Annotated in this window: 13 protein-coding genes and 2 pseudogenes; 8 read left to right on the top strand and 7 right to left on the bottom strand. The window is 70.1% G+C overall.

From position 1 onward, the window contains the following. Positions 1 to 91: 91 nt before the first annotated feature. From PUR53_RS46110 to PUR53_RS46100, 3 genes and pseudogenes are all read right to left on the bottom strand, one after another. A complete protein-coding gene (locus tag PUR53_RS46110; RefSeq protein ID WP_329912445.1) occupies positions 92 to 3,025 on the bottom strand; it encodes a DEAD/DEAH box helicase in 2,934 nt (977 codons plus the stop codon). Positions 3,026 to 3,228: 203 nt separating this feature from the next. Further along, positions 3,229 to 4,506 carry a serine/threonine protein kinase gene (locus tag PUR53_RS46105; RefSeq protein WP_329912444.1) on the bottom strand — a complete coding sequence of 426 codons (1,278 nt, stop codon included), beginning with the start codon at positions 4,504 to 4,506 and terminating at the stop codon, positions 3,229 to 3,231. 379 nt (positions 4,507 to 4,885) lie between these two features. Beyond that, a pseudogene (locus PUR53_RS46100) lies at positions 4,886 to 5,659 on the bottom strand (IS481 family transposase); the annotation flags it as partial. A 149-nt stretch (positions 5,660 to 5,808) separates the two neighbouring features. Between PUR53_RS46100 and PUR53_RS46095 the strand changes: the two are divergent. Further along, positions 5,809 to 5,997 carry a hypothetical protein gene (locus PUR53_RS46095; protein ID WP_329912443.1) on the top strand — a complete coding sequence of 63 codons (189 nt, stop codon included), beginning with the start codon at positions 5,809 to 5,811 and terminating at the stop codon, positions 5,995 to 5,997. A gap of 11 nt (positions 5,998 to 6,008) precedes the next feature. Here PUR53_RS46095 and PUR53_RS46090 read toward each other — a convergent pair whose 3' ends face one another. The 3 genes from PUR53_RS46090 to PUR53_RS46080 form a co-directional block, all read right to left on the bottom strand. Beyond that, positions 6,009 to 6,593 carry a hypothetical protein gene (locus PUR53_RS46090; protein WP_329912442.1) on the bottom strand — a complete coding sequence of 195 codons (585 nt, stop codon included), beginning with the start codon at positions 6,591 to 6,593 and terminating at the stop codon, positions 6,009 to 6,011. 657 nt (positions 6,594 to 7,250) lie between these two features. Further along, complete coding sequence (locus tag PUR53_RS46085; protein ID WP_329912441.1) at positions 7,251 to 7,688, bottom strand: hypothetical protein; 438 nt, start codon at positions 7,686 to 7,688, stop codon at positions 7,251 to 7,253. Positions 7,689 to 7,887: 199 nt separating this feature from the next. Next, the gene (locus PUR53_RS46080; RefSeq protein ID WP_329912440.1) at positions 7,888 to 8,034 is read right to left on the bottom strand and encodes a hypothetical protein; all 147 of its coding nucleotides are present in this window, start codon (positions 8,032 to 8,034) and stop codon (positions 7,888 to 7,890) included. A 264-nt stretch (positions 8,035 to 8,298) separates the two neighbouring features. On the opposite strand from PUR53_RS46080, the gene PUR53_RS46075 reads away from it, so the two are divergent. The 5 genes from PUR53_RS46075 to PUR53_RS46055 all read left to right on the top strand — a co-directional run bounded on the left by PUR53_RS46075 (position 8,299) and on the right by PUR53_RS46055 (position 18,761). Next, positions 8,299 to 9,960, top strand: coding sequence for a TIGR02677 family protein (locus PUR53_RS46075; protein ID WP_329912439.1), 1,662 nt, complete (start codon positions 8,299 to 8,301; stop codon positions 9,958 to 9,960). Beyond that, positions 9,960 to 11,405, top strand: a complete 1,446-nt coding sequence (locus tag PUR53_RS46070; RefSeq protein ID WP_329912438.1) for a TIGR02678 family protein — start codon at positions 9,960 to 9,962, stop codon at positions 11,403 to 11,405. The genes PUR53_RS46075 and PUR53_RS46070 overlap by 1 nt, the downstream gene beginning before the upstream one ends. Beyond that, positions 11,402 to 15,682, top strand: coding sequence for a TIGR02680 family protein (locus PUR53_RS46065; RefSeq protein ID WP_329912437.1), 4,281 nt, complete (start codon positions 11,402 to 11,404; stop codon positions 15,680 to 15,682). The genes PUR53_RS46070 and PUR53_RS46065 overlap by 4 nt, the downstream gene beginning before the upstream one ends. A 107-nt stretch (positions 15,683 to 15,789) precedes the next feature. Beyond that, complete coding sequence (locus PUR53_RS46060; protein WP_329912436.1) at positions 15,790 to 17,040, top strand: TIGR02679 family protein; 1,251 nt, start codon at positions 15,790 to 15,792, stop codon at positions 17,038 to 17,040. A gap of 41 nt (positions 17,041 to 17,081) precedes the next feature. Continuing rightward, the gene (locus PUR53_RS46055; RefSeq protein WP_329912618.1) at positions 17,082 to 18,761 is read left to right on the top strand and encodes an SWIM zinc finger family protein; all 1,680 of its coding nucleotides are present in this window, start codon (positions 17,082 to 17,084) and stop codon (positions 18,759 to 18,761) included. A gap of 47 nt (positions 18,762 to 18,808) precedes the next feature. Here the strand turns inward: PUR53_RS46055 and PUR53_RS46050 are convergent. Next, positions 18,809 to 20,341 (bottom strand): annotated as a pseudogene (locus PUR53_RS46050) (UvrD-helicase domain-containing protein); the annotation flags it as partial. A gap of 161 nt (positions 20,342 to 20,502) precedes the next feature. Here PUR53_RS46050 and PUR53_RS46045 point away from each other — a divergent pair. Both PUR53_RS46045 and PUR53_RS46040 read left to right on the top strand, forming a co-directional pair. Beyond that, positions 20,503 to 21,045, top strand: a complete 543-nt coding sequence (locus tag PUR53_RS46045; RefSeq protein ID WP_329912435.1) for an RNA polymerase sigma factor — start codon at positions 20,503 to 20,505, stop codon at positions 21,043 to 21,045. 338 nt (positions 21,046 to 21,383) lie between these two features. After that, positions 21,384 to 22,121, top strand: coding sequence for a hypothetical protein (locus tag PUR53_RS46040; RefSeq protein ID WP_329912434.1), 738 nt, complete (start codon positions 21,384 to 21,386; stop codon positions 22,119 to 22,121). Positions 22,122 to 22,200: the final 79 nt, after the last annotated feature.

Genomic DNA, 22,200 nt, shown 5'->3' with positions numbered 1-22,200 from the left:
GGTCTCTTCTCAGGGGATCACAGGTCGTCGGGAAGTCTGGCGGGCGGGCGCCCGGCGGGCCGGGCCGCCTGGGGAGGGCCCGCGCGCGGGCTCAGGCCGTGGACGGCGGACGCGCGGGCGCCTCAGGGTCGGGGACCAGGACGGCGAGGACCCGCATCAGGGGGCGGCCGGTGGTCAGCAGTGAGTCCGCGAACGAGGCGAGCGACTTCTTCGTCCGCTCCCCGGCGAGGGTGGGCTGCTCCCAGTCGCCCAGGCGTGCCTTGTAGTCGTCGATCGGCTTGCGCAGCGGCTCGTCCCAGGCGTCCCGGTGCCGGTCGAGGAATTGCTCGGCGGCGGCCAGGGCGTCGGGAATGCCGGTCTCCAGCGCGGTCGCCGGTTCGCTGTGGCGCATCGGGTTGGCCATGGTCGGTCCGACTCCGGAGCGGCGCAGGAGGCCGACCATGTCGTCTTCGACCGTGCCGCCCCGTGTCACGCCCATCCACTTGACGACGGTCGGACGGCCCAGCGCGTTGGAGTAGACGCCCTGGACGAGGTACGTGGGCTCCGGCACGTCCGCCGTGATGATCAGGGCCTCCTGGCGGCCCAGGCGTACCAGGACCTTGTCCGTCAGCCACTCCACCACCGGGTGCAGATCCGTGAGCAGGGAGATCTCCGGCCAGCTGGACGTGGACGACTCGCGGGCCCGCTTCAGGGAGTGCTCGGCGAGCCGGCGGTTGAAGGTCACCAACAGCCGTTCGCGCAGGCGCTGTTCGCGTACGTAGTCCAGCGGGAGTGCCTTGAGCCGGTGCACCAGGTCGGTGGGTGGGCGGAACGACAGCAGGCCCGTCTCGGTGTCCCGGTGCAGGTCCAGGCTGGTGGTCGCGTCGGGGAACACCTCGCGCAGCGCCTCGTCGAGGAATTCGGCGGTGGAGGTGAAGAGGCGCGGCACCGCCGCGTTGCCCGCTCCCGCCCCCGTGCCGCCCGGTGCCGACGCGTCGGCACCGCTTCCCTGGGCCTCCTGCGGATCGCCGTCCTCCGCGCCCGGTTCGGCGTCGCCCACCGAACCGAAGAAGTCCGCCAGGAAGTCGTCCATGGCCGCGTCCGCCTCGGCCTCCGCCCGGTGCGCGTCCAGCGACTCGTCCACCGTACGGCCGCGCAGCAGATCCTGGATGAGGGACTTCTCCTCGGCCTCCGCCCGGTACAGGCCCGTCACCGCCTCGGCCGTGCCCAGCGCCCGGTGCGCCTGGTCCTCCCGGTCCAGCAGCCGCTCCGCCACCACCGTGTCGTCCTTCGCGCCCTCCACCTCGCTGGTGAGGATCAGCGCGCGGAACTGCGGCTGGTGGGCCTGGCCGTAGCGGTCGATACGGCCGTTGCGCTGCTCGATGCGGATCAGCGACCACGGCACGTCGTAGTGGATCAGCTGGTGGCACTGGCGGTGCAGGTTGACGCCCTCGGACGCCACATCGCCGGTCAGCAGGATCCGTACGGGCGCGTCCGCGAGGCCGAAGTCCTCCACGCACTGCATCTGCTGCTCGTCCGACAGGCCGCCGTGCATCACCCGCGTCGCCTCCTCGGCCGCGCGGCCCCGGAAACCGAGGGCCGCCGGAAGCACCGTACGCAGCCACTCCAGGGTCTGCACCCGCTCGGAGAAGACCACCACCCGCGCGTCCGACTTCGGGCCGACACCGATCGCCCTCAGCTGCTCGACCAGCGCCGCGAACTTCGCCGAGTCGGCTTCCGTCAGCGGCGCCACCAGTTCCTGGAGAGTGCGGAGCGCGGCGAGTTCGGCACGGGTCGCCGTCGGGTCGTCCTTCTTCTCCAGCGTCTTGATGCGCGCGGCCACCGTCGCCTTCAGCGCGGCGTGCGAGGACAGGAACGACTTCAGCAGCGTGTACGGGAAGAGGGGCACGCCGCTCACCGAGGTGCCGTTCTCGCCGGGCAGCCAGACCGTCGCCAGCTCCTCGAAGATCTTCTCCTCGGCGGGCGTGGCCGCACACCGTACCGACTGGGAGGGACCGCGGTCAGCCCACTGGCCCTTCATCTGCTCACGGACCTCAGGGCTGATCTTCGTACGGCGGATGAAGAGGTGCTCGATGTCCTCGGCGCGGTAGTGCTCCGGATCGCGGATCGCCGCCGGGTCGAGAAGGCCGATCAGCTCAGCGAACGACTTCGCGTCACCGTTGTGCGGGGTCGCGGAGGCGAGGATCAGGGCGTCCGTGCGCGGGGCGAGGATCTGAGCGAGCTGGTTGCGCAGGGAGCCGCGGTTGATCAGGTTGTGCGACTCGTCGATGACGACCGCGTCCCAGTTGATGCGCTCCAGGTGGTGCTTGTACTGGTCGGTGTTCTTCAGGGTGTCGATCGAGACGATGACCCGCTTGAAGTACGTGAACGGGTTCCGGCCCGCCGGGATCTCCCGCTGGATCCGCTCGATGCCGACCGAGTCCAGCCGTACGAGAGGGATCGCGAACCGGGTCCACAGCTCGTGCTGGAACTGCTCCAGGACGTGCTGCGGGGTGACCACCAGGATCCGCTCGCCACGCCCCCGCCGGATCAGCTCGGCCAGCGTCAGACCGATCTCCAGGGTCTTGCCCAGACCGACCACGTCGGCGATCAGCAGCCGCGGGCGCAGGTTGCGGCCCGACAGGGCCAGCTCGGCGGGGCGGCGCTGGTAGGGGAGGGAGTCGAGGAGGAAGGAGTCGGCGAGGGCCAGCCGGCGCTCGGACTGCGGCAGCGCGGTCTTGCGCAGGACCGCCTCCAGGAAGAGACGGGAGCGGCGGAAGTTCGACGACTCGTCCCGGACCAGCTTCGTACGGCGGGGGTCGATCAGCTCGATCGTGTCCAGGCCGGTGAAGAACACGGCCTCCTGGTCCCGTACGAAGTCGGACACGCCCACGACGTCGACCTTCGCGCCGTCGTGCTCGGTGCGCACGGAGTTCCGCACGAGCCACACCTCGTCGCGCACGAAGACCTGCGCGCCTGCCGGAAACTGGTCCTCCCCGTCGGGGCGAGAACCGACCGGTGCGGTGCTGCTCTGCTGGGCGGTCACCCGCTGCCTCCCGTGTCCGTCGTGCTGTGCTGTTGTCGCGGAAGTCCCCCGGCTCGGGCACACCTGCCGCTCACGCTGTTGTACCGCTCCACTGTGCCGTATGGGAGGCAAAGCGCGTGAACCACCCTCACCGGGGCAGACCCGCAGGTCAATGGCGTGGGGTGTGAGGGCACCGGGTGGGCCCGGAACGAATGGGACGTGGGTCAGAACGCGGCGCGTGCCGCGTAGGCCTCGCGCAGTTGCTGGGCGGTGCGGCGGGCCTGGGCGGAATGACGCAGGGAGCGAGCCGGCGGCCGCCCGGTGGGCCGGGGCCGCAGTGGCACGTCCGGTGTGTTCCGGGGGCTCTGCTCGTCCTCCGTGCTCGGAGCCACCGGGGCCGTAGGCGCGGTGTGTACAGGCGGCTCGGTCGGCGTTGCCTGCTGTGGCGCGGCGAGATGCATGGTGGGCTGGGTATCCGCAGTGGGCCCGTCCACGATCATGGGTACGGTCGGCGGTTCGTCCTGGCGCGGCGTGGTTGCGGGATCGGATACGGCCGGGACGGGAGCTGGAAGAGTCGCGCTTTCCGGCACCGGCGCCGCCAGCAGCGTCGGGAAGTCCTGAGGAGGCGCGGCCGTGTAGGTGGTGAGGCGCCGACGTGCCTGGGCGAGCTTCAGCCCTTGCACCTCGACCAGGCTGCGGCACTGCTGGACCACCTCGGGGATCGTGGGCCGGTCCTGAGCCTGGTGGGACAGCATGGCCGTCAGGAGGGGGACCAGCTCGGGTGGCACTCCCGTCAGATCGGGGGCGGTCGCCGGATCGGTCACCATGTGGAAGAGCACGTGGATGTTGTTCGCGTGGTACGGCAGGTGGCCCGTCGCGGCGAACAGCAGAACCGTACCCAGTGCGTACACGTCGACGGCGCTCGTGAGCGGCTTCACGCCGTTGGCCTGCTCGGGCGGCATACAGGACGGGGTGCCCACGACCGTGTTGGCGGCGGTGAGGGAGGCGCTCGACTCGGCGAAGACGGCCAGGCCGAAGTCGATGATCTTGGGACCGTTCGGGCCGAGCAGGATGTTAGCGGGCTTCAGGTCCCGGTGCAGCAGACCCTGCTTGTGCACATAACCCAGGCCTTCGGCGAGAGTGGCGCCGAGCGACAGGACGAGGAGCGCGGGCAGCGGGCCGTGTGTCATGACGTGCTTGCCGAGATCCGGTCCCTCCACGTACTCGGTGGCGAGCCAAGGCTGTTCCGCCTCCGCGTCCGCGTCGAGGAGCTGCGCGATCCGCGCGCCCCAGACCGTCTTCAGGATCTCGATCTCCTGCGCGAAACGCAGCCGAGCGGTCGAATCGACGACCGACGGCTTGATGATCTTCACCGCGGCCGGCTCACCGCCCGGAGACTCGCCCAGGTACACCTGTCCCATGCCGCCCTGCCCGATCCGGCCCAACAGCTCGAAGCCACCGATCTGTGCCGGATCTTCGGGGCTGAGCGGCGTCGTCTGCACGTCTGTCCTTCGGTCGGGCTCGTTGGGCGGGAGCTGTCGAAGCGGCTCCGCAACAAGCTAGCCGATCCGGCCGACAGCCTGAGCGCATCGAGCGGACCATGTGAACTCCTATGGCGAAACGTCCCGCGGAAGTCCCTCGGACAGCGATGAGTGTTCCCCGCGTGCGGCGAGCCTGACCTGCAGCCGCCGGCTGCGCTGGGGCCGAGTGGCGTCGCCCTGGACGTGCGCGGCGCTCAGGCCGAGTCCGCGGAACAGTAGGGCCAGGGTGAGCTGTTCGGCCATGACGTCGACGACGAGGGTGATGCACGGGCCTTTCCGGTACACCCGGTTCCGGGCCCTCTCCTCCACCCGCGACGTGCCTCGGGACCTAGGTGTGCGCCTTGACGCTCCGCCGATAATGGGGCCGGTAGGCGCGCGTGCGCTTGTGGGTGATCCCGGCTGCGGCCAGGGCGTCGCGCCCCAGGCGGGACCTGTAGCAGGAGCCGTTGTCGGTCAGGACACGTTCGACGGTGATCGCACAGGAGGTGAAGAACGCTTGTGCCCGGCTCCAGGAGGCGACGGCGGTCTCCTTCTTCTCGTCGGCGAGGATCTCGCTGTAGGCGAGGCGGGAGTGGTCGTCGACGGCGGTGTGGATGTAGCTGTAGCCGGCGCCGGAACGCGTCCTGCGGCCTGCTTGGCGGCCGAGGACCTTGTGGCCGCCGCCGTCGGGGATGTTGCCGAGCTTCTTGATGTCGACGTGGACCAGTTCGCCGGGCCGGTTGCGTTCGTAGCGGCGTATGACGCGGCCGGTGGCCCGGTCCAGGTGTGTCAGGCGGGCCAGACCGAATCGGGTCAGTACCCGGTGCACGGTGGAGGGCACCAGCCGCAGCAGGCTCGCGATTCGTGCGGGTCCCCAGCGGCGCAGCACGCGCACCTTGATGATCCGCCGCTCGGTCCGCGTCGGGGTCCGCCGTGGGCTGGTGTGGGGGCGGCTGGAGCGGTCGGCCATACCCGCCTCGCAGAACGCGCGGTAGCGGTCGGCCCACCGCTTGGCGGTGCTCACGGGGACTTGGAAGCGTTCCGCGGCCCGCCGCAGGGGCCAGTTGTCGTCCACGACGCAGCGGGCCAGGCGCAGTCGTCCGGTCTCGGTCAGGGGTGCATTGCGGTGGGGCACGAGGGCCTTTCTGGTCGCCGGTGCAGATGTCGCAATCCACACCGAGCCAGAAGGCCCTCACCCATTTCAAGATCCCTCAGCCGAGACCTCCGTCACCAACCTCCGTGGACAGAACACCTAGCGCCCGCCCGGAACGGAAGCCACATGTCATGGCCCGGGTCGCCTTTGACTCTCGGCTCGTCCAGACCGCAGTGATCGGCAGCAAGATCTCCGAGCGGCCGATCATCCTCCTCGGGGAGCCAGACGGCCTCGAAGTCCACCGCCACAGACACCTCAACTACACCCAGGCTGCGCAGAACGAAGCCGGGCCGAAGTGGAGGGAAATGAAGGCGCGCTGATCCATGATCTGTCAGGGCAGATCATGGATCAAGGGCAACCAGGCTGATAGCTCGTCGCGTGCTGGATCGTTCACAGGGATTACGCCCTCCAGATCCCGCAGCGGGGTCAACATGTTCTTGATGCGTCGGAGGTGCAAGATTTCCGGAACTGGTCGGGTGTGCCAGTCCGTGGTCTGAGCGTGTACCTCGGCTCTTGCTATTCCGATCTCCCGGAACACCGAGTTGCACAGATCTGCAGGGTCGCGGATACCCCCGTCCTGCATGGCGCCGAACTCTCGGATTGCGTAGGCGCGAATGTAGGCCTCAACGGATAAAGCGGCTGCAGTGTCGGGCTCGGAATTCTCACCTTTCCGCTTGAGTGCGGTCAAGGCAAGGCGGACCCAGCGAAGGCGAGTTTCAGCACTCAGGCCGGCATCGTTCATCCGGCCCACTGCAAATGTGTGCAGTGTCTGCCACACCTGCCATTCGATAGCAGGTCCATCTTTTCTGGAGGCCAGGTCTTCCAGTTCGCCGATTGAACGGAGGGGGATGTTCCGTGGATTCAATGCGGCGGGATCGATCTTGGATCCCTCATTCCATGCACTCGATTCCTGCACGCTTTACTGTGTCCTTCCCCGCTCACGCGCGTTGGCCTCTGCGTCGGCGCGGATGCGGCCGAGTTCGGCGGATGCGGTGGCTCGTTCGGGCCACCGCTGGGCAGTGCCCCGTGCCCACGCTCGGCTCCTGCTCGCGCGGCGCCCCGCCACCCTCATGGGGCCGTTCACGGGCGTCGAGGGCGCAGATCCGCTCGGTGTGCCGACGCTCCAGACCGTAGTAGATGATCATTCTTTCGGGATCGGGACCTGCTGCAGGCGCTGGAGGGTGAGGTCGAGGTCTGATAGCGCTCTTGAACAAAATTCGTGGTCCCGAGTGTTTATGGAGTGGACAATTTTGGCGAATGCTGGGCTGTCGAGCCCATGTGCTTCACGCAGAATCCTCGTTGGGACCAGGAGCCAATTTCTTCTTGTCCTGTCGAGTGTCCATTCTGCTTTTGTTGGCAGTGCTTCTACGGCATCTTCCATGAGGCGTGCGACGTCTTCTTGGGTAGATGTGTAGCGCCACCCCATATACGGCACCTGTGGGTGTCCGTGCACAGGGTGTTTCTCTGAAGGCAGAGAAAACCAGCCAAGTTCTCCAAACCTGCTGAGTGCTTGCATCGCACGCGTGCTTCGGGTCGACATGTGGAGTCCATTCAAACCAGTGAATGCGTCATTTTATCGCGGATCAATCAAAGGGTCGGAGAATGGGTCTCCCTCGTCGTTCCATCTGAATTCGTAATCTCTGGACGATGCATTGTATTCCGCGCCGGCGTTGTTGAGGGGAATTTCGAACTCTTCGTGCAACCACAGGTTCATTGCCAGCGCTGCGACTTCTGAGCGGTAGTCGCTCAATGGTGCTTCGATCGAGGTGACTTGGATGGTGATTCCCTGAGGAAATCTCTTGGTCAATTCCGGTGCATTGAGAGCGACGCCGAAGGATAGCCATGCGAGATCTTTCCAGTGCAGTCCACCGGGCGGCAGAGCCAGGCGTACGTTGCCGTGGATCTGCACGTCCGGGGGGTCCGATTCGGCGGAAGGCCGTGCATGTGCTGTGAGGTTGGCCGTCAGTCCGCCAATGGGGCTGCGCAGGCGATACTTGACCGTTCTGGTCATGTCTCCTCTTCCGTGTCAGAACTTCAATGCCCGTCGACGGTGAGGGCGGGTCCGGCGGGAGGCTGTGCCGTTGCTGGTGGCCACGGTGGCCACCCGTACCTCCGGATCCTCCCCCACGATCCGGACCAGTAGCAGACCTCGGATCGGGGCGGCAGGGAAACGAAGCGAGAAGGGGGACAGGTGCGCCCGGCTCAGAGCTTCACGACGACCACGCGGTCGGCGCACAGCGTGCGATGTCGTCCTCGTCCGACGTGAACACGGTGACCGGGCCGGGCTGCCGCAGAGCGACGGCGGCGAGAGCCGCTTCGATGGCGTACTGGTGGCCGTGCAGGCCCGTTTCCTTCAAGAGGCCGGTCGCTTCATCGGCGATCTCCTCCGTGACCGGTTCGACACGGATCTTTGGAGAGAGTCATCGGACGAGCGGCCAAGGCAGTGCCCAGGACCCGAGATGCACTTTGTGATCGGAGTGGATGATGCTGCTGCCCGGTGCCCGCAGACCGATTGCCCATGGCCAATGGGAATGGCGTTGGTGGTCAGGGCAGCGGTGCGTGAGGCGTCGAACTTCCCAACCAAGTCTCGCGTGTCAGCGCCGATCCGTACGCTCGTCGGTATGGAGGGGGACGAACTGTACGAGGAAGCGAACGAGGACCGGCCTGATCGCGGGCGCGACAGCGAGCTCTGGCAGCGGCTGAGCGCCTACACCTACCTCAGCGCGCCCGAGCGCCTGGAGTACGTCGCGGTGATGCGGGTGTTCTGCGGCACGCTGCTCGCGGACCTGGCCGTGCCGGACGTGCTGGCCAGGCTGGCCCGGGCGGGCGGTCAGGGCAGCCCGGAGCCGGGCGGCCCAGGGGCGGGGCTCGACGCGGAGACGCTCACCGACCGGCTCGAACGGCTGGTGAAATGGGGCAATCTGCTGCGGAGCACGCACAGCGTCACGGCGACCAGCATCGCCGAGTACCAACGTTCCAGGTCGCGCTATCAGCTGTCCAAGCTGGGGGAGCGGGTGCAGCGCGAAGCGGACGAGGTGCTGGCCGGGGCGGACGCCGCGCGCGAGGTCAGCAGCGAGTTGCTCACCCTCGTCGACCGAGGGCTCCGCGAAGTCGCCGCCATGGCCGGTGCGGCGGGCGGCGCCGATCCTCAGCAGGCGCTGGAGCGGATCAGCACACTCTTCGTGCAGTTCGCCGAATTCGCCGAGTCCGTCCGGGACTTCTACGCATACCTGGGTCAGGTGCTCGCGCGCTACGACCTCGACGGCGCCGAGTACCAGGGGTTCAAGGAGCTGCTGCTCGACTACGTGGAGGCGATCACCGAGGACATCTCCTTCCGGGCCCCGCGCATCGCCGCGCACCTGGACGCCGTATGGCCGCATCTGCCCGACCTGCTCGCCCGGATCGACACGCACACGGTCGGCATCGGGGCGCTCGCCGACGGGCTGCCCGAGACCCGGGTGCAGCGCAGCCGTGGACGCGACCTCGCGGACTGGGAAGGGATGCGCGACTGGTTCACCGACACCGGTGTGCACGAGCAGGGGAGCCAGGTGGACCAGCTCCGGGACGCCACCCTGCGCGCCCTGCAGGCGCTCCTCGCCAACGCCAAGCGGATGCTGCGCTCGGCGTCCGGAGAGATGTCCCGCCGCAAGGACCTGCTGCGGCTGGCGGCCTGGTTCGACGCGGCGGAACCCGAGGAGGCCCACGACATCGCGGTCGCCGCGTTCGGGCTCTACGGCGCACGGCACCTGGGAGTCGAGCCGGACCCGGACCGGTCCGTGCCCGCGTATGTGAGCTGGTGGACCGGCCCTGTGGTGGACGTGCCGGTCGCGCTGCGTGAGCGTGGCAGCAGAGCTCCCCGCGGGCGGGCCGCTGCCGCGGAGGACCACTCCGAGCAGAAGCGCCGCCTCGTCGAACAGGCTCGGCGGCAGGCCGAGGAACGGCGGGCGGCCGCCGACGAACTGCTCAGCGCCTCGGGCAGGTTCGATCAGGTGAGACTCGGTGCCCCCGGCATGCGCCTGCTTCTGGAGCTCCTGACCATCGCCCTCGGCGACGCCCGGCTGCGCGGGGACGACGAGGACTTCCTGCTGGACGGCGCGCAGTCGAGGGACGAGGATCTCGGCGTACGGCTGACCGCCTGGCGCACCCTCGGCCGGCATACGGTCCTGCGCTCCGTCGACGGCGACCTGACGGTCGACGACCTCACCCTCGCCGTCGAGAGTCTTGCTGGGGCGGATGCCGTACGGGACGCGCCCCCGCACAGGTCCGGGGAGGCGAGCGCCTGATGGCCCTGCCCTCCGCCCACGACGTCGCGCTCGCGGCCGAGCGTCGCGCCGCCGCCCGGCTGCTGCTCGCCCACCCCCTGGTCACCAGCTCCGGACCGCACAGCGACACCTTCCCGCTGGTCCGACGTCACGCGGACTGGCTCGCCCAACGCTTCCAACAGGTGTTCGGCTACCGCCTCCTGGTGGAGGCCACGTACGCCCGGCTGTTCAAGGCGGGACTGGGACCCGGTTCGGGGCACCGCCTGGAGCGGCCGTCCACCGGGACCCCGTTCACGCCACGGACCTACTCCTATCTGGCCCTCGCCCTCTCGGTGCTCGTCACCGCCCCGGAGCAACTCCTGCTCTCCCGCCTCGTCTCCGATCTGAGAGCCGCGGCCGTCGACGCCGGGATCGAGATCACCGACATCGGCCGGCAGGCCGAGCGGCGCACCCTCGCCGCCGCGCTGCGGCAACTCGTCGACTGGGGTGTCCTGACGGAGACCGAGGGCCAGGTCTCCGCCGTCGCCGAGGAACGGGCCGGAGAGGCACTGCTCACCGTGGACCGCGAGATCGCGCGGGCCGTCGTCGCCGGCCCGCTCGCTCAGAGCCGCGACGGCTCGGACCTCGTACGCCGGGCCGCCGACCCCGGATTCGGAGGGCCACGCACCTACGTCCGCAGGCGCCTTGTCGAAACCCCCGTCGTCCACCTCGACGACCTCACGGACGCCGAGCGTGAATGGCTGCGCACCAGGCAGCGGCGCGAGGCCCAGGCGTTCTCCGAACTGCTCGGTCTGGAGGCTGAGATCCGCGCCGAGGGCATCGCCCTGGTGGACCCCGAGGGCGACCTCACCGACCTGCACCTGCCCGGCACCGGAACCGTGGCCCAAGCCGCGCTGCTCCTGCTGGAGAGGCTCGTCGCCCGACTGCGCCCCGCGGACCCCGGCCACCCCGCGACCGGCGGGCGGCTCGTCATCGGCGTGGCCGTCCCGGACGGCCTGCTGCGCGAACTGCTCGACGAGATCGTCGGCGAGTACGGCAGACGCAGCAACTGGCAACGAGGTCATCTGGAGGACCGGGTCGGCTTCCTCGCCGCCGTCCTCGACCTCCTCGTCCGGATGCGCCTGATGGCGCCGGTCGGGCCCGTGCGCGCGGACGGGCACGGCGTGCCCGACGGGTACGAGGAGTCGGCGGCCGACGGCCGCGCCGTCACCGATGTCTCGGGGGCGCGCGGCCAGGACCGTACGAAGGGCGGCTGGATCCTGCTTGCCGCCGGTGCCCGGTACGCCACCACCGTGGCGGTGAAGCCCCCTGGCGACCCGTCCCCTGCCGACCCGTCCCCTGCCGACCACTCCCTTGGCGATCAATTCCCGGCGCCCTCAGAATCCGCACCAACTTCAGCGACCTCCGCATCGGCAGCGACTCCGATGTCCGTCGCGGACGATCCGTCCAAGGAGCCGCCCCGGTGAACCAGCCGCCGTCCCCGCACCGCTACCGACTGCATCGCGCCGGGATCCGCAACGTCTGGCAGTACGACGAGCAGGAGTTCGCCTTCGGCGCCGGCCGGCTGCTGCTGCGCGGCAAGAACGGCGCCGGCAAGTCCAAGGCCCTGGAGATGCTGCTGCCGTACCTGCTCGACGGCGATGCCCGTGCCCTGGACGCCACGGGAACCGGGCGCACCACCCTGCTGTGGCTGATGCTCGACGGCTTCGAACAGACCAACCGACTGGGCTATCTGTGGGTGGAGTTCGCACGTACCGACGAGGAGGGCACGCACCGGCATCTCACTCTCGGCGCGGCCATCCGCGCGTCCCGGTCGACCAGGACGGCCAAGCCGTTCTTCTTCACCACCTCGCTCCGGGTCGGCGACGAGCTGCACCTCGCCCCCGCCGGTCAGCCGCTCCCCGTCGACCAGCTCAAGTCCGTCGTCGGCCCGGAGAACGTCACCGACCGGGCCGTGGAACACAGGGCCAGGGTCGCCCGCGAACTGTTCGGCCTGACCGACCCCGCCCGCTACCGCAACCTCCTCCACCTCCTCCACCGGCTGCGCCGCCCGACGATCGGCGACCGTATCGACTCCGGCGGCCTGGTCTCCGTACTCGCCGAGACCCTGCCCGCCCTCGACGACGAGATCGTGGACAAGGTGGCCCGCAACCTCGACGATCTCGACGCCGTACGGGCCGACCTCGGGCGTCTGGAGCGGACGGACCAGGCACTGCGCACCTTCCTCGCCGACTACCGCGGCTATCTTCACGGGGCGTTGCGCCGCCACGCGGACGACGCGGGCGGTGAACTGGAGCAACTGGCGCAGTACCGCAAGGCCGCGGGCGACGCGGCGAGGCAGTCGGAGACGCTCCGTGAGCGTGAGGCCGAGCTCGGCGCCCGCGTCGAAACGCTGGAGAGCGAGCAGGCCGACGCGGAAACCGACCTGGCCGCGCTGCACGCCAGTGCCGGATACCGCGGCCTGACGGAACTCGGCGAGAAGCGTGCCACCGTCACCGCCCTGCACAGCGCGGCCACCACTGCCTTCAAGTCGCTGCGGCAGGCCCATGTCCATCAGGAGGAGGCGGGGCAGCGCCTCACCGCCGAGGCCGGGCGGCTCGGTGGTGAGCTGGTGGAACTGAGCACGATGCACGGCGAACTGGCCGGGGAGGCGGAGCGGTCAGGGCTCGACCCTGTGCACCTGGGGGAGCCCGAGGCGACCCCCGCCGCACCGCTGCTGCCCGCGACGACAGCCGAACTGACCGCTCCGGAAGGCGACTTCCATCTCGTACGGCACAGTCAGGTGCTGGCCGTGGACACCGAGGCCTGCGCGCTTGCCCTCCAGGCATGGGAGGCCCGGCTCGACGCCGCGCAACCGGTGATCAGAAACCGCTCCCGGTCCGTCACGGAACTCCGCGCGCTCATCGGGGAGTCCGACCGGGCCCAGGGAGAGGCCCGGGAGGCGGACGCGATCCGCGAGCGCCTGGAGGAACAGACGGACCAGGCGCGCTCCCGGGTCGAACGGCGTGTGCGGGAAGCGGGGCGGGAGGGAGAAACGTACGCCGACGCGGCCCGCGTCTGGGCCGAGCGGTTGCGGAGCCTGACGGGGCTGCCTCTGGATGCCGTGGAAGGCCTGCTGACCCACGACCCCGCCGACGGTCCCCTCCCTGCCCGGACCCCCGACGACGTGGCCGACGCGGCCCGGGCCGCGGTCGACCCGTGGCTGGAGGACCTGAGTGAGCAGCGCGACACCCTGGCCCTGACCCTCCGGGAACTGAACACCGAACGGGACCGGCTCCGTGCCGATCGCGAGGAGTGGGAACGCCGTACCGACCCCGAGCCGCCGGCCGCGCCCCATCGTGCGGCGCCCCGCACAGCCGGTACGGGCGCGCCCCTGTACCGGGTGGTGGACTTCGCCGACGGCCTCCCGCCCGAGGCACGGGCCGGGCTCGAAGCCGCGCTGGAGGCGAGCGGCCTGCTCGACGCCTGGGTGCAGGCGGACGGCACGGTCCTGGACCCGGACACCCGGGACACCCTTCTGGTTCCGGGCGCTCCGCTGGCCGTGCCCACGCTGGCGCGGGTGCTGCGGCCGGTTGACGTGCCGGACAGCGGGGTGGGCGCCGAGCAGGTTCTGCGGGTGCTGGAGGCGGTGGCGCTGGTCGGGGACGGTGCTCGGCGCGTCACGGAGCCGACCGATCCGGAGCAGGTGGCGTTCCCGGAGCAGGTGGCGTTCCCGGACGGCTGGGGTGCGGGTGGCCCGACGGCCGACGGACCCCCTACCGCCCTCGGCACCGACGGCTCCTGGAGACTCGGTATCGCGCGTGGACGTCATACCAAGCCGGCGGCCGAGTACGTCGGCGCGGAGGTGCGTGCCGAGACCCGACGCCGGAAACTGGCCGAACTGGACCGTCGACTGGTCGTGGTGGAGGACGAGTCGGCGCGCGGCGAACAGGGCCTGCGCGCGCTGACCGGACACCGGAAGCTGGTCACCGACGTGCTGCGCCGACCACCCACCGCACGTGGTCTGACCGACGCGTGGGCCCGTACGACCGAGGCGCAGCGCGCCGCGGAGTCCCTCGCCGGGCAGGCCACGGCGGCCGCTCGGGAGGCCGAGGAGGCGAGAGCCCGTGCTGTCGCCGCGAGGAGGGAGACCGAGGCGATGGCCGGCGCCCATGGCCTCCCGGCAGATCCGACGGCACTCGACACGGTCCGCCTCGCCCTGAAGGGACTGAGCCGGGGGACGGAGCAACTGCTGCGGCGGATCCGCGCGGTCATGGCCGCGGTCGACGGACACGGCGGCCACCGCAGGGACCACGAGCGGGCCGTGGCGGCATGCCGGGACGCCGAGACCGACCACGCCCGGGCGCTCGACCGTCTGGACGCCGCCCGCCGCACCGTCCGGGCTCTGGAGGAGGCGCTCGGTGCGACGGAGCAGGAGATCCTCGCCCGTGAGGCCGAAGCGAAGCGCCGCCTGGAAGCGGTGGCCCGCCAACTTCCGGGCGTACGGCAGGACATGGCTGAGCTGCACGACGCGCGAGTGCGCGCGGAGGAGGACGAGAAGGGGCGACGCGAGGCGCTGGCCGCCCAGGAGGGCAAGGCGCTGCTCTGTGGCAGACGTCTGCGTACGGCCCTGTCGCGACCCGGCGTGCTGGAGGGCGCCGGTCTCGACGCCGACGAGGACGATCACGGTGGAGAGACCGAGACCCTGAAGTCCCGCGACCCGGTGCATGGCGACGCCCGGGAGCGCATTCAGGCCCTGCACCGACTCGTCGACGCCGTTCATCACCGACTGGACGCCGAACGCGACGACATCTCGGACACGACGCTCCTGAACCGCCACACCGATCTGCGCGACCAGCTCTCCGGCGGCTACGACGCGACGATCGAGGAACACGACGGCATCAAGCTCTGCCGGCTCGTCGACGACCACGGCCCGCAGGACATCGCGCTCGTCGGTGTGCGCATCGCCGCCCAGGCGGCCGACGCCCGGAACCGGCTGACGGAACGCGAACGGGAGGTCTTCCAGCGCTTCCTCACCGGCGAACTGGGCGACCATCTGTCCTCACAAGTCCTGGCCGCGGGTGCGCTGGTGGCCGCCCTGAACACCACACTCTCCACGGTCCGTACGTCACACGGCCTGGGCGTCACCCTCGACTGGAGGCTGGCCGACGGCGTGGAAGCGGACGTCAAGACGGCCGTGGACCTGTTGCGCAACCCCTCCGGACTGCGCACCCGTGAGCAGTCCGAGCAACTCCGCGACGTCCTCCAGCGGCGTATCGAGGACGCCCGCCGTGCCGACCCGGCTGCCGGCTACGCCTCCCACCTGCGTACGGCCCTCGACTACCGCGACTGGTTCTCCTTCACGCCCTGGGTGGTGAGCGACGCGGCCCCCGGGAGCCGTCGCAAGCTCTCGGGCCGCACCGGAATGAGCCAGGGCGAGCAACGCGTGCTCTCCTACCTGGTCCTCTTCGCCGCATCCGCCGCCCACTTCACGAGCCTCGCGGAGTCGGCCCCCCACGCACCCCGCCTGATCCTCCTGGACGACGCCTTCGCCAAGGTCGACGAGCCCACCCACGCCCGCCTCGGCCGCATCCTGGTCGAGCTGGACCTCGACTTCGTCCTCACGAGCGAACGCCTCATCGGTAACTGGCCGGACGTACCGTCCCTGCACATCTACGAGTGCCTGCGCGACCCGCATGTGCGGGGTGTGGCGACGCTGCACTACACGTGGAACGGGCGGCAGCGGAGGCTGGTGTCGGTATGACGAGCGCGCGGGCGACCGGCGGGCGGCCGCCTTTCCACCCCGGACCTCCTCGCGAAGCAGGGGCACCCGTTGGCTCCAAGGCAGGGGCACCCCTCGGCTCCGAGGCGGTGGCGTTCCTGTCCCGGCCGGGTCTGAGCCGCCTCTGGGCGGCGGTACGCACCCGCCTCGAACGAAGCGGCCTCCAACCGACCGGCACCATCCGGCTCCAGCACCTCGACGTGGAGGAACGCGAATCCCTGTCCCTCCTCCTGGCCCGGCCGTTCACCGGCACCTCCGCCACGATCCGCCTCCCCGACCTGGACACCCGGCTGCGCGCCAGCGGGGTCGGCCGCGGCCTGGCCGCGACGTTGGCCGCCCTGGGCCCGCCGCTGACCGACCGGCGAGCGGCCCGCGACGCGGTGGCGGCCGAACGCCACCGCCTGGGGTCCGCGGCGGAAGCGGCTCTGGCCGCCACGCCCCTGGCCGACCAGCCCTGGGCCCACCAGTGGCTGACGGACATACGGCGATCCGGCACACTCGCACGTCAGCCGCGCGGCACCGCGCTGACCACCATCACCCAAGCCATCCAGACCCTCGCGACCCTCTTTCCCGCCGGGGGCACCGCCCTCGCCCCCGTAGTCTGGGGGCGCGGCGAACTGGCCACCCGCACCACGGGCTCGGCCCACGGCCTGGACGACGGCACCCTCCTCGCCCGCCTGGTGCTGCGCGGCATCGCCCTGGCCCAGGACGTCGACCTCCCCACCGACGCGCCGTCCCGCCGTGCCCTGTGGCGTCGGGCCTCGGTCACCCCGGACGAGGTCTCCAGCACGGTCCTGACGTACGGACTGCGCCCCACGGGCGCCACCTGGCAGGAGGCGGCCCTGCGGGAACGCGCGGACCACCACCTGGAGACCCACCTGACCCTGCGCGAACTGCGCACCCTGCACCTGGAACTGCCCCGCGGCACCCGCGTCCACGTCTGCGAGAACCCGCGCGTGGTGGAGGCCGCGGCGGACGCCGGCCGCACCGCCCCGCTGATCTGCACCTCGGGCAGCGCGACGACGGTCGTCCTCACCCTCCTGGACACGCTGGCCGCGACCGACTGCGCCTTCGCCTATCACGGCGACTTCGACTGGCCGGGGATCACCCTCGCCAACCGGATCACGGCACGGTACGAAGCACGGCCCTGGCGCATGACCGCCCCGGACTACGAGTACCTCGCGACGCGAGCCGAACTGCACGGCACACCACCACTCCCGCTCACCGGCACACCGGTCGAGGCGGCGTGGGACCCCGAACTGACCGCCACGATGCACGCCTTGGGGATCGCCCTGCACGAGGAGGCGGCGCTGGACCTCCTCCTGGACGACCTCGCATGAGACGGAGCGGTGAGACAGGGCGGAAGGAACTGGAAGGAACGATGGGCGGCCTCACCAAGGCGAACCTCAAAGCCCGCGCAGGCGCCCGCTCCTACGAGCGTGGGCTCGGCTACCTCGACGCGGTGTCGGGGGTGGAGGTCGGGGACGGCTGGGCGACCGCGACTGTCCATGGCACGGACCGGTACGAGGTCGCGCTGACGCTGGACGGGCCCGGCGGACCGGCCGGGCGGTGCGACTGCCCGTACGGCATGGAGGGCAACTTCTGCAAGCACCTGGTGGCCCTCGGACTGACCCTGCTCGCACAGCGGAGCAGCCTGCCGCGGCAGCGGAAGGCGGCCCGGGACCGCGCACACGACCTCGACGCGTGGCTGTCCGCCCTGTCCAAGGACGAGTTGCTCACTCTGGTGCGGGAACAGATCGGCGAGGACCGGCGGTTGCGCCGCCGCCTGGAGCTACGGGCGGCGGGCGCCCGTGGAGACGTCGCCGGGATCCGGGCGAAGGTCCGCGAACTGCTCGACGTACGCCCGTTCGCGCGGTACGGGTACGTCGAGTACGCCGACGCCCGCGCCTTCGCCGACCAGGCCGGGCAGGCGGTGTCCGCGATCGGGGCGCTCACCGGCTCCGGACGGGCCACCGTCGCGATCGAGTTGACCCGTGAGGCGATGCGGCTCCTGGCCGAGGTCGCTACGAGCGTCGACGACTCCGACGGAGGGCTCGGGCAGGTGGCCGTCGACCTTGCCGACGCCCACCTCGAAGCATGCCGTGCGGCCCGCCCCGACCCGGAGGAGCTGGCGCACTGGCTGTTCGGTCAAGCGCTCCGCGACCTCGACACCGGCCTCACCGACATCGACCCGCTCGACTACCGGGACGTCCTCGGCGACGCGGGGATGACCACCCTGCGGAAGCTGGTGGTCGAGGCATGGCGGGGCAACCGTACCGGGTGGGCCGAGAAGTACCTGATGGAACGTCTGGCCAAGACGGCGGGCGACATCGACACGGTGATCGCCGTACACGCGGCCGACCTCACGCCGAACGGCCACACGCACCTGGTCATCGCCCGCGAACTGGAATCCGCCGGGCGCCCGGACGAGGCCCTGAACTGGGCGGAGCGTGGTCTCCGGGAGACCCCGGACCTCGCCACCGTCGACACCGCCCTCGTCGACCACCTCTGCGAACGCTACGCACGGGCAGGGCGCCTCCCCGACGCCGTAGCCCTGCGCCGCTCCCATTTCTCCGCCCGCCGCTCCCTGCTCGCGTACCAGCAGTTGCGCGCCACCGCACGGGACACGGACTGTTGGTCGGCCGAGCGCGAGGGGGCGCTGACCCTGCTGCGGGCGGACGCGGAGCGACAGCAACCGGGCGGCTGGTACGGAGGCTCGGTCCTGGTCGACGCCCTCCTCGATGACCGGGACGCGACGGCCGCCTGGCAGGCCGCCACCGAAACGGGCGCCCACGACAAGCAGTGGCTCACCCTCGCCGACCAGGTCCGCGCCGACCGCCCCGCCGACGCGCTCGCCGTCTACCTCCGCCTGGCCGAGCCCCTGACGGCGCAGACCGGCAACGCGGTCTACGAGCAACTCGTCGTCCTGCTGCTGAGCATCCGGGACTGCCACCGCCGCCTGGACACACCGGACGCGTTCACGACGTACGTCACCGCTCTGCGGGCTTCCCTGCGACGCAAGCGGAACCTGATGCGGCTGATGGACGAGCACGGTCTGTGAGCCGGGGCCACCCCCCCTGCCGACGACGGCGCGTGGCTCCAGCTCACTCACGTTGTCGAAGCCGCAGGGTCCGCCGCTTCCCACGTTCCGTCAAGGAACGGACTCGGCCTCCCGTGCCAGAAAATGTCCACACTGTCGCGTGCTCTTGTCGCCGCCACGAATAGCAGGGACCGCGCCCGCTGGATCTCGTGCCGGTGGCGGACCGGGTCCGTACCGCGCAGCCGGTTGACGCCCTCGCGGGGTACGAGCCCGTCCGCCACGCCCCCGATGATCATTCGCTGGTACTCCAGCCCCTTGAACCGGAACATCGTGCCGATATGGACGCCACTGGAGCCGTTCGGGCCGTCGGAACGGATTTCCACCGAGTCGATGCCGTGCAGTTTGAGCGTGTACGCCATCTCGGCAGCCATCTGGTTGGTCGGCACGCAGATCGCGATCTGTTCGTGCGGCACGGCCGTGTCCTCGTCGGCGTCCCACTCCTTGATGAGCGCGGCCACTCCTTCCCGCTCGGCGGCCCAGTCCGGGAAGGCGTGCCCGGCCGGACGCCCTCCGCTGAGCACCGACCGATAGCCGGCCAGGGTCTCCTCGCTGCCGTCGAGGTCGTCGTACTTCGTCTCGCCCAGCGCACCGAGGGCGGAGCGAAGGATCTGTCGCGTCGTGCGGTAACTGAGGCTCAGCTTCGAGGACCGGCCGCGGATGTTGATGCCCAGACTGCCCAGCGTCACCTGGTTCTTGTAGATGCGCTGGTGGGTGTCGCCGACCAGGAACAGGTCGTCCGCACCGCGAGCGGTCATCGCACGCAGCATCTTCCAGTGGGCGGGCCGGAGATCCTGTGCCTCGTCCACCACGATGTGGCGGTACCGGTGGCGCAGCCAGCCTCCTGAACCGTCCTGGACGTGGACGTTGTCGAGGCCGCCCGTCGCCTCCCGCTGCCGGTCGATGGTAAGGATGCGCTGTTCGCGGCCCATCTCCAGGCGTGCGGCACGCTCGGCCACCTGGTCCCAGGTCTGTCGCCCGAGCCGGTCGAGCCGCTGCGCGAAGCGCTCGGCCAGCTGCCAGATCTCGGCGCGCTCCGCGCGGCCGATGTTCCTGCCGCGTCCGGCACGCCGGGCCCGGAAGTAGTCGGTGCGTGTGCCGACGGCCTGGCCGAGGATGACCTGCGTCCACTCGTCGTGCAGGAACTCCGCGTCCCAGCCGTTCTCCCCCAACTCGTCGAGCAGCCCACGCCATTCGCGTACGGCCTGACTGTCGTCGATGGCCTGCTTGCCACTGCCCGGTTCGGCCTCACGGACGATGCGCAGGGCCAGCTGGTCGACGTGGCTCACCTCGACCCGGCTCAGCAGTTCCTCGCCACCCAGCTCCAGCAGCCGGGAGCGCAGGTCGGCGGCGAGGTTCTTGTTGTACGTGGTTAGGAGGACGGGTTTGTCCCGGCCGGGGGGAAGCTGCCGTACGAGGTGCCGCACCCGGTGCAGGGCGACGATGGTCTTGCCCGTGCCGGGGCCGCCGCCCACCCGGGCGGGGCCGTTGTACCGCCGTTCGACCAGTCTGGCCTGGGTGGGGTGGAGGAAGACCTTCCAGCGAGCGTCGTGTGCTGGACTCCATCTCGGCACCACGCTACGCCGGAATCTGGTCCGGAACAGCAGAGGAAGCGCGGCGAACGAGACTGTAATGCGCGGGCGCTGCCGGACACAGACGAGGTGGAGGACGCTTGTGGCCGGAAGAGGGTGGGGTGGGTGGGAGCGTGGACGAAGGCGAATGGGACACCTTCGAGGTGGTCTACCGGGCCGCCTACAGACCCGTGTTGCGATTTCTCATACGGAGGCTGCCCTCAGGCGACGCCGAGGATGCCGCTGCTGAGGTGTTCACCGTGGCCTGGCGCCGCTGGGGAGACAGGCACGGGGAGCCGTTGCCATGGCTCTACGGAATAGCCCGAAAGGTCGCCGCGAACCACCGACGTGCCACCGATCGGTTCGAGGCACTGGGAAAACGTCTGGAGATCTCGACGTCCGAAGCTACGCAGGCGTCGGCCGAGGAAGCCGCGCTCGATCGCCTCGGCGCGGCGAGCGCCCTGGCCAGGTTGTCGGCGACCGACCGTGAGGTTCTGCTGTTGGTGTCGTGGGACGGACTTGATGTGGGTGACGCGGCCAAGGTCATGGGACGCAGCCGTGCGACGTTCGCCGTCCAACTGCACCGTGCCCGAGTGCGGTTGGAGCGAATGCTGGCCCACGCGGGCCCGGCGTCGGTGCGGAAGCAGCATTTGGCATCGGAGGGGAGAAGTAGATGAGCCGAGACGTGGAGGCGGTGAGGGCGCTGCTGCCTCAGGACGACGACCCCGCCAGGGACCAAGCGGACGGTACCGCGGGCCTGACGGAGAGGGCGGAGCGGGAACTCGCCCTGCTCCGAGGCTCAGTCGCCCGACAGAACTCCGTACGAGCACGGCCAGGCCCGAATCGCAGGAGCGTGCTGGGTGCCGCGGCGGTCCTGGCAGGCGCATCGGTTGTCGTACTGAACGGTGGGTTGCCGTGGCCGGGGGAAGGGGGCGGGGCGTCGGCGGTGGCGGTCACACCTCCGGTGCTGTCCTTGTCGCCTGTGCCGGAGACTCCCGCGAAGTATCTCCGGGAGATGGCCAAGCGGGTGGAGGCTCTGCCCGAAGAGCACTCCGGCGGAAGCTATCAGTACTCCAAGACATGGGGCTGGTGGCTGAATACGGCAGGGGATGTACCAGGTGGGGTCGCCAACGCGGCCGTGCCGACCGTGACCGAGTCCTGGGTCGACAAGCAAGGTGGCGGGCGGAAGCTCAGTACATACGGGGATCCGATCTTCCCCAACCCGGACCAGGAGAGCGAGGCGCGGGAGGCCGGGCTCGTCCCGGGGAAGAAGATCGGCGATGCCGAATACGGGCCTGGTCAGTTCCCTGGTGGATCCCCCTGGCAGGACATCGAGCCCTTCGCGCAGAATCCTGATGGGTTGTCGCGGCAGCTTGAGATGGCGAACTGGGAAGGAGGGCTGATCATCGTCGGGGTATCGGACATGCTCACCTACGCGTCGCGATCCGGCCCCGTAGCTCCGGGACTTCGAGCAGCGGCTCTCAGAGTACTGGCGGACACTCCGGGCCTGCGGGTCTCGTCCACGACCACCTGGAAAGGCAGCAAGGTGGTCGTGGTGACTCAGGAAGAGGTCTGGAAGGGCAGCACCCTGCGGACCTCCGTTTTCTTCGATCCCGCAACCGGTTACCCGATGGGAAGCGAGGAGGCCCTTTTCGGTAGTCCGCGCAGCCTGAACGTCCGGGTACCGGCCACACTGGCAGTGACCGAGACATTGAAGCGCCGGACCGTATCCACCACGGACGAAAGGTCCTGAGAATGCCCGAGAGGAAACGTGCACGACCATCCGGTTTGGAAACCCTCTCCCTTCCGGGGCCTCAGCCGGCCGATCAAGA

It is taken from the genome of Streptomyces sp. SP18BB07 (genome assembly GCF_036322545.1).
GTDB lineage: Bacteria > Actinomycetota > Actinomycetes > Streptomycetales > Streptomycetaceae > Streptomyces > Streptomyces deccanensis.
Note: the sequence above shows the minus strand (reverse complement) of the source record. Positions and strands in the feature narration are given on the sequence as shown.

Coding starts and splice junctions, on each gene's coding strand:
- PUR53_RS46040 (WP_329912434.1), top strand. CDS start 21,384: ATGGCCAAGCGGGTGGAGGCTCTGCCCGAAGAGCACTCCGGCGGAAGC.
- PUR53_RS46095 (WP_329912443.1), top strand. CDS start 5,809: ATGGCCCGGGTCGCCTTTGACTCTCGGCTCGTCCAGACCGCAGTGATC.
- PUR53_RS46055 (WP_329912618.1), top strand. CDS start 17,082: ATGGGCGGCCTCACCAAGGCGAACCTCAAAGCCCGCGCAGGCGCCCGC.
- PUR53_RS46085 (WP_329912441.1), bottom strand. CDS start 7,688: ATGACCAGAACGGTCAAGTATCGCCTGCGCAGCCCCATTGGCGGACTG.
- PUR53_RS46075 (WP_329912439.1), top strand. CDS start 8,299: ATGGAGGGGGACGAACTGTACGAGGAAGCGAACGAGGACCGGCCTGAT.
- PUR53_RS46070 (WP_329912438.1), top strand. CDS start 9,960: ATGGCCCTGCCCTCCGCCCACGACGTCGCGCTCGCGGCCGAGCGTCGC.